Source organism: Rhodocytophaga aerolata (assembly GCF_030503435.1).
Taxonomy (GTDB): domain Bacteria; phylum Bacteroidota; class Bacteroidia; order Cytophagales; family 172606-1; genus Rhodocytophaga; species Rhodocytophaga aerolata.
The window spans coordinates 1-6,941 of record NZ_JAUKPO010000089.1; the positions used below are offsets into that span (position 1 = coordinate 1).

Consider the following 6,941-nt stretch of genomic DNA (forward strand, 5'->3'; position numbering starts at 1 on the left):
GCCTGACATCTTTTGTGTGAAATACCTGTCTAGGTTGCAGGTGCTAGGCCATGAAGTGAAAAAATGGGTTACCTTACCATGAAATCGTCACTATTACTGCTCCTTGCATTCCCAATTTTAGTTTCCTGTAACACACCGCAGGTGGCTCCTAAAGAGGAAATAAGCGTAGGTTTACTCAGCTATCGGGAGATCACCAAAAGCCCTATGGTGGGGCCAGTATGTGAAAATCAATACTGAATCTAATATATTTTTGCCTGGCGTTATTGATATAGCCTTTGTAGAGGCAAGCCATCAGCTTTTGTTGAATGAGGGCCGTTTTGAGATCGTATCTACCGGCAATGCCGCCTATATGCACACTAAGCAGGATCTAACCTTTGCTCCAAGAAGCATCAAACGGGTTGAGATCATCCATGACTGGCAGCTAAGCACATCCGGAGAGGATACCTACCGCTTAGTTCTTACCTACTGGGGGAATGAGAGTCTGAGCCAGACTATAGAGCATACGGCAACCTATAAGAAAGTGGTTGTAAACTAAGGTAGTGTTTTTCCTCTTTCTACGTGTAAAAAACGGGCAAGAGGGGAAGAAATAGCAAAAGGATTTCTAATCGAATAAAAAACCTCCCCACATTTAACGGGGAGGTAATGGAAATGCTTGATGGTTTCATAACTATGCGGAAAGCAACGAGCCGGGGTGTTATCTTTTCAGGGTATAGCCTATTGCTAAACCTACTAATGGATAGGTAAAGTTGCTATTTCTGTCCCATTGCCGGTAATTAAAATCATAGATCGTCCCATGCAGGGGCATAAAGCCTGCCCGGTAAAACACGCCCCCTTCCCTTTTCTGATACCGGTAGCCGATCCTTGCTACGCCTATCAGTATTGCCTGCTGTCTAGAGACCTCATTCAGTGAATAGGTATCATAGATAGGCGTGAAGCCAAGCCCTAGCTCAAAATGATGATTACCCTTTCCCCGCCAGTAGCTTACTTCCAGGGGCAGGCCAATCAGATGCCGGTTGGTTTCAAATATACCCGGCATATACATTCCTCCGATTCGTGCGGAGATCCTCCAGGTGGAATAATCTAAGAGTATTCGATCATAATTGAGGGAGTAAAAAAAGCCATTGCCGCCTATCTCTACAAAGAGTGTGTTTTTTTGCATGGACTTTCTCACCTCTTGAGCGTTGACTTCAATGAATGCTCCTAACAAAAGCAGCAAGGTTAAAAGTGTTTGTTTGAACATATTTTGCATCTATTTTAGCTTGTGCCTTTCAAGCGTTAGCCTTTGCTGTGGCAGGCCGCTGAGAGGCCGAAGCAGGTGTTATCGGTTGTACTTGCTTTTTAAATTATAATAAACTCTATAATTGTAATTGCAAGTATCAAAATCCAAATACTAATAAATACTATTGCTGATTTTTTGATTCTTTTCTTTTCTTTTTTTATTACTCCATTTATTAAAGAAGCAAAGGTTAAAACAAGTCCTGCAATTACTATCAACACTTTCAACAGTGAAGTTGTCATCATCTTATTCTATTGAAATTAGTATTTATTATATAACCGATAACGGGCGGGGTGGCAGGCGCAGCCGATCTGCGCCCACACTGTGCAATTCCATGCCGTTCGGGTGGAATTACCCCCTTCCTTCTTTTAATGGTGGGGCGGCGCAGATCGGTTGCGCTTCCACCGTGTTATGGGCTGTCGTTCGTACCGGGGAGTACCTTTAACTCTAGCGTTAACAGGCGATTCGCCTGCCACCCCGCCCGTTGATGTGCTTTGATAGCACATCAATGTAACAATGCTTCCCGCATACCAGTCCCATTGTGGTGTGGCCTTATATTGGGGAAGGGCTAGTTGGCGGTCGAAGCTGGCGTTACTTGCCAATCTTATGTATTTTCATTTGATTTTTTCTAACAATTTTTCTCCCTCTGTTTTCCTTCTTCGCTCTTCCATCAACTTGTAGGCTTCCTGCAAATTCTGTGGCACAACACCTATTCCATCGCATCCACAAGTAAAAAAGTTGAAGTTATTGTTGGCTAAATATTCAATAGCCAACCATTGCTCTTGTTTATCTTTTTTAGGTAGCCGTAGATCTTTACCCAAGTTGACCATTTGGTCTCCACAATCCGGGCACTTGATAAGCAAAGTATCATTTGCCTTTTTATCTGCAACTTCTTTCTTATAGATAAGCTTATCAAATTTTTTCTGCTTTTCAACTCTCAACTCTTTCTGCGAAAGCAAGTCCCTATCTAAACGCCGCTTAAATCCTTTTCGGCAGTTGAAACAAGCATAAGTGTTTTTATATTCTATGAACCCGTATCTACACATTTTTTTATTCTTATTGGCAAGTAATGTAGCAATACTTCCCGGCGGCGAGCCCTTGTGTTAAGGTTGTGGTTGGCATGGGCCGCTGACCGGTTGAAGTTCTTTATATTAGGTTCTATAAAATAATACAATTTCTCAACTTAGCAAAAAGAGAGGAGAACTTAGGTCGAATTCAGGTTTTCATGCCTAAACACCATGGTAGTCCTTTCTTTGTGCTAGGTGGTTGAACAATTGACCCAATAGAACGTTAGGCTAGCTTTCTTTCAAGTCGCTTTATGCTTGCTTAGATACGAGGCCTGTTAAAGATAGTAGTCGGTTCAACTTCTTTGGTTTATTCTCTCTTTTATTCCTTTCACTCTTCCTTCGTAAGCCATGAAAAAGACTGTTTTTGTAGGCATTGACATCAGTAAAGCTACCTTTGATGCTACCCTTTATCAGCCGGCTACCAACAAACGTGTGCATCGACAGTTTGACAACAAACCCAGTGGTTTTCGCCAACTGCTCACCTGGATCAAGCAACAGGCTGACTTAAATGAATGTGTGGTGTGCTTGGAAGCCACAGGACTGTATCACTATCGCTTGTGTTATTTTCTTTCCTACCAACAAATAGCATATGCCATTGAATCACCTTATCAGATCAAGCATTCCATGGGCATCATTCGGGGTAAGTCCGATAAAGCGGATGCTACCCTTATCGCTGAGTATGCTGCTCGCCATACCGATAAACTCCGCTTGACCCAACTGCCTTCAAGCAAAATACTGGAGTTAAAACTTTTGCTAACGCATCGCAATCGCCTCATTAAACAGAAAAATCGTTTTTCTGTTTCTGCCTCTGAGCTTATCCAAGTAAAAGAGTTAGTGGATGTTTCCTTTATTTTAGGGTCGCTACAGCAACAGCTCAAAATTGTCAAAGAGCAACTCAAAAAAGTTAACCAAGCCCTCAAAGCATTACTACAGGTTCCCGAACTCGACAGACAAGCCCAGTTACTCTGTTCGGTACCAGGGGTAGGCTTGCAGATTGCCGCTCATATGATTGCCTACTCGGAAGGCTTTACTAAGTTTACCACCTGGCGCAAGTTTGCTTGTTATATGGGCTCAGCTCCCTTCCCTCACCAATCGGGCAGTAGTCTTGCTGGCAGAAATAGGACTTGTCGGATTGCTAATCGGAAACTAAAAGGCTTGATGAGTATGGGAGCGGTGAATATGCTCAAGCGGGATACCGAATACCGAAAATATTATCGGCGTAAGCTCAAAGAAGGTAAACATCACATGGTCATTTTAAACACCATTAGAAATAAACTCTTAAGTCGCATGTTTGCTGTGATTCGGAGAAACTCCCCTTACATCGCCCTGCAACGATAGAGAGCAGAGGCTTGCCCCCACTGGTAGCTTCCCCCTCTTAGAAGCCTTTTCAAGGGGAAAGAAATTACTGTCAAGGGCAGCCCTTGGGCTGGGTTGAGAGGGAGCGCTGCGTGTGTAACCCTTGACAGCAATTTCTGATCCTTATCTTTGCTTCTGAAGGGGGAAGCGGGAATAGATCAACTAAACCTTAGGGCACTTTCGTCCTATAGTATACTTTTGCCTTTAACTAGAGAGCAGCTTAAAAAAATCCTATTAAAAATCTTGGATTTCTAATAGAACGTGGTGTTAGTGGCTTTTATTGTTTACTCTTTAAGGTAGAAAGATGTATCCTATTTGTCATCAATCTTTTCAATCTTAAGTAATTTAATACCTTTTCTATTAGCAAAAAATGAAGTTATTCCTGCAATAATAAAACCTATCCAAAACAATTGCATAAATCCTCCCGCTTCATTTCCCATTTCACTATCAGCATATTGAACGTAGAACTTTACAATCATTACAAGGAAATATACAGCAAAGATTCCTATAAAGGAGCCAAACACAATCAATAAGATCCCAATTAATATCCTTGTCATTTCTTATATAGCCACTAATGAATAGCAAATAAGCGCAGGCGTGGATACATGCTTAGGCTTGTGCTGGAGCATCCCGCTTGTCGGCTTAACTGCTGTTGGACAAAGTTTGTTATTGTTTTTCTTTAATGCGGCCCCTTTGAGGAAAAGTAAGCTTTTTACACCGGGAAGGCAACTATCACCTAAGGAATTTTCAATCTTTTACTGCTCTTATCAATGATCTTTTTAGCTGCTCGTGCGCCACCATAAGTGAGTGCTAAGAGGGCATCGTAACCTTTTTTGTTCTTTTTTGCTGCCACTTGCTGTTTTTTCTACACCCTTGCCTGGGCAAAAATACCTTGGGGCAATAAGCAGCCGGCTGCCTTTTGATCAAAGGCAGCAAAAAAGAAAACTTGTAAGAGAAAAGCCTTACAGAAGGCATCATACCATTCAAATCAAGAACTATCTGTCCCACCATTAGCAAGCGGCAAAGTGCGCCACTTAGCCCGGAGGCCCCTGAAATATTGACCTATATATTTAAAAGAATCCTGGCAGTTGCTACAATTTAAAGCCTTTTCTCCATACACTTCTTGCCAATAGGTTTCAAAATCTAAAAAGGTGGGGTCAGTATTGTTTGTAGAGGGTACGGCAAGAGCTGCATGCTGTTCGGCAGCAGTTTCCTTTCTGTTGACACGCGTAGCATACAAGCCGTAGTAGCGGACCATGCGGAAACCTTTGAAAGGTACATGCTGCAGGAGCCGGTCTAGAAACTGACTGTAAGGCAAGACCATCAAGGCTTCTTTGGGCTTTTCTCCTGATTTACTGTTTTTGTAGTCTTTGTAGCTGAAGCTTATCCGGCCTGCCTCGATGGAAGCAAGGCGGTATTCACTCAGGCAGGCTCTTTTGGTGTAGCGGCCTACATATTTGACAATATGGCTTTTATCAGCTAAGGCCGGCTGAACTGACACGACCCAATCCTGCCCGTTGAGCTTCTTTAAGTACGAAAGAAAATAACTTCTGCCCAAAGCCAGGCTGCCCGAAAGGCGTAAGCTACCTTTTTCATATAAGTCTACCAGGCCTTTTTCGAACTGCCACCGGAAACGCTTCTTGAGATGTGCACTGTTGCACAAATAGTTACCTGGCAGGACCACCTGTTGACCTGTGCTTATATCTAGGCCACCGCCTGAAACAATCAGATGCAAATGAGGATGATACTTGAGATCACTGCCGGCTGTATGCAAGACACTCACGATCCCACAGCTGAGCCCATGTTTATAGCCCAAGTAGTTCTGCAATACCTGGCTGCTGGCCCGGAAGAAAAGATCATAGATAGTTTTGGGATTATCCTTAGCGAGTTTGCGTAAAGAGGCAGGCAAAGTAAAAACCACATGATGGTGAGCAATATCTAAGAGTTTTATCTGCAGGTCTTGGGCCCATCGGTGGGTTTCTGCCGAACCACAGTTGCCGCAGAATCTGTGTTTACAGGAGTGATACAGATATTTCTGCTGCTGACAGCCATTGCATTTGAACAAATGATAGCCTAGCTTTCCGGTTCTACAGCATAGGGTTTGATTAACAGCGGTTAAATGGCGTTCTTCTAGAAATAAATGCCTGCTTTTAGATTGCAGATACGCTTTGAAGTATAGGCGATAGATGTCGGATAAATGGTATTTTTTCTCGTAGCGGTAGGCTGCAGGTGAGGCCTTTTCCAGGGTTGATTGACACACAAAGAATGCTTTTTACTCGCTTTTTTTTAATTTATCGTTAGATTTTGTCCAACATATGAATAAACACACTTTCCCTGTTTGAGTTGTGTTTATTTCTTTTATATCCACCACTCTTCTAGGGTAACTCCAAAATTGATTTTTGAAGCTTGTTATTGGGTTAATATATCCCAATACAGCAGAAATGGGTCCATTTTCTCGCCAAAGAGCGTATAGGCGAGCTGCCCCCTATCCTTCTTTAATATACGACTCTTTTGCTTTCTCAAGCAATTTTTACTATCCTATTTTCAGCACTAACAAGGTGAGATACAGCCAAACTGTTACTTTTTTAGACCAAAAGCTTTTTCTTCTTTTTTTATACCTGAAAAGATAAAGTGGAATTGTACTTTTTGAATTGTGTGTATTTCCAGATTTTAGAGAATAAACACAATTGCATTAGCAAATACACCTAACTTTTAGTCTAATAGACCAGAGAAAGAGTCTATATGAGCTCTTTGTGAAGAAAGGGTAAAAATGTCGGTTTATTAATTTAAAGATTTTTTACCTGATACGATTGATTTTATTTCTCTAATCCACTGATCCAAAGCATTGTACACATAAAAGTATGAATATCAGAAAAGTACAAGAAGGTTTAATAAGCCAAAATGCCTGTAAATTGCACTAGCTGCGATTTTGTTGGACATCATCTTTTATGTTAAATACCATTATAGTTTATTAAAAAGTGTAGGAATAAGTTTCTCAAGAAGAAAAGCTTCATAAAGTTTAAAAAGATAAGATTGTTTAGAGTATGGCCGTCACAGATACTATAGATTTTATTGTATCTGTGGCTTAGTTGAGATAGCTTTGATTGCTAGGATTATGATTGTTTATGTAGTAGCCTTTTGCTTTCCAACCATTACCAAGGATGTGATAATAAAACCTGATAACAGTATTGAACTTATCAAGGCAATAACCTCCCCCTTTTCATACGTACGAGCAGTATAGA

General features: G+C 41.5%; 7 protein-coding genes. 3 read left to right on the top strand and 4 right to left on the bottom strand.

Annotated elements, in window-relative coordinates:
• Positions 1-220: 220 nt before the first annotated feature.
• Positions 221-535 carry a hypothetical protein gene (locus Q0590_RS36140; RefSeq protein ID WP_302042558.1) on the top strand — a complete coding sequence of 105 codons (315 nt, stop codon included), beginning with the start codon at positions 221-223 and terminating at the stop codon, positions 533-535.
• A gap of 159 nt (positions 536-694) precedes the next feature.
• Here the strand turns inward: Q0590_RS36140 and Q0590_RS36145 are convergent, their stop codons facing one another.
• Entirely contained in the window at positions 695-1,240 is a 546-nt protein-coding gene (locus Q0590_RS36145; RefSeq protein WP_302042559.1) for a hypothetical protein, read from the bottom strand.
• Between the two features lie 265 nt (positions 1,241-1,505).
• On the opposite strand from Q0590_RS36145, the gene Q0590_RS36150 reads away from it, so the two are divergent.
• Positions 1,506-1,721 (top strand): hypothetical protein, encoded by a 216-nt coding sequence (locus Q0590_RS36150; RefSeq protein WP_302042560.1) that lies wholly within the window; start codon positions 1,506-1,508, stop codon positions 1,719-1,721.
• Between the two features lie 169 nt (positions 1,722-1,890).
• Here the strand turns inward: Q0590_RS36150 and Q0590_RS36155 are convergent, their stop codons facing one another.
• Entirely contained in the window at positions 1,891-2,322 is a 432-nt protein-coding gene (locus Q0590_RS36155) for a hypothetical protein (RefSeq protein WP_302042561.1), read from the bottom strand.
• 369 nt (positions 2,323-2,691) lie between these two features.
• Here Q0590_RS36155 and Q0590_RS36160 point away from each other — a divergent pair, with 369 nt between their 5' ends.
• A complete protein-coding gene (locus Q0590_RS36160) occupies positions 2,692-3,681 on the top strand; it encodes an IS110 family RNA-guided transposase (RefSeq protein ID WP_302042562.1) in 990 nt (329 codons plus the stop codon).
• A 329-nt stretch (positions 3,682-4,010) separates the two neighbouring features.
• Here the strand turns inward: Q0590_RS36160 and Q0590_RS36165 are convergent, their stop codons facing one another.
• Both Q0590_RS36165 and Q0590_RS36170 read right to left on the bottom strand, forming a co-directional pair.
• Positions 4,011-4,256 (bottom strand): hypothetical protein, encoded by a 246-nt coding sequence (locus Q0590_RS36165; RefSeq protein ID WP_302042563.1) that lies wholly within the window; start codon positions 4,254-4,256, stop codon positions 4,011-4,013.
• 431 nt (positions 4,257-4,687) lie between these two features.
• Positions 4,688-5,959, bottom strand: a complete 1,272-nt coding sequence (locus Q0590_RS36170; protein WP_302042564.1) for an IS91 family transposase — start codon at positions 5,957-5,959, stop codon at positions 4,688-4,690.
• Positions 5,960-6,941: the final 982 nt, after the last annotated feature.

Bases quoted from the DNA above. Each gene is read 5' to 3' on its own strand.
- Q0590_RS36145 (WP_302042559.1), bottom strand. From the start codon at position 1,240: ATGTTCAAACAAACACTTTTAACCTTGCTGCTTTTGTTAGGAGCATTC.
- Q0590_RS36155 (WP_302042561.1), bottom strand. From the start codon at position 2,322: ATGTGTAGATACGGGTTCATAGAATATAAAAACACTTATGCTTGTTTC.
- Q0590_RS36160 (WP_302042562.1), top strand. From the start codon at position 2,692: ATGAAAAAGACTGTTTTTGTAGGCATTGACATCAGTAAAGCTACCTTT.
- Q0590_RS36165 (WP_302042563.1), bottom strand. From the start codon at position 4,256: ATGACAAGGATATTAATTGGGATCTTATTGATTGTGTTTGGCTCCTTT.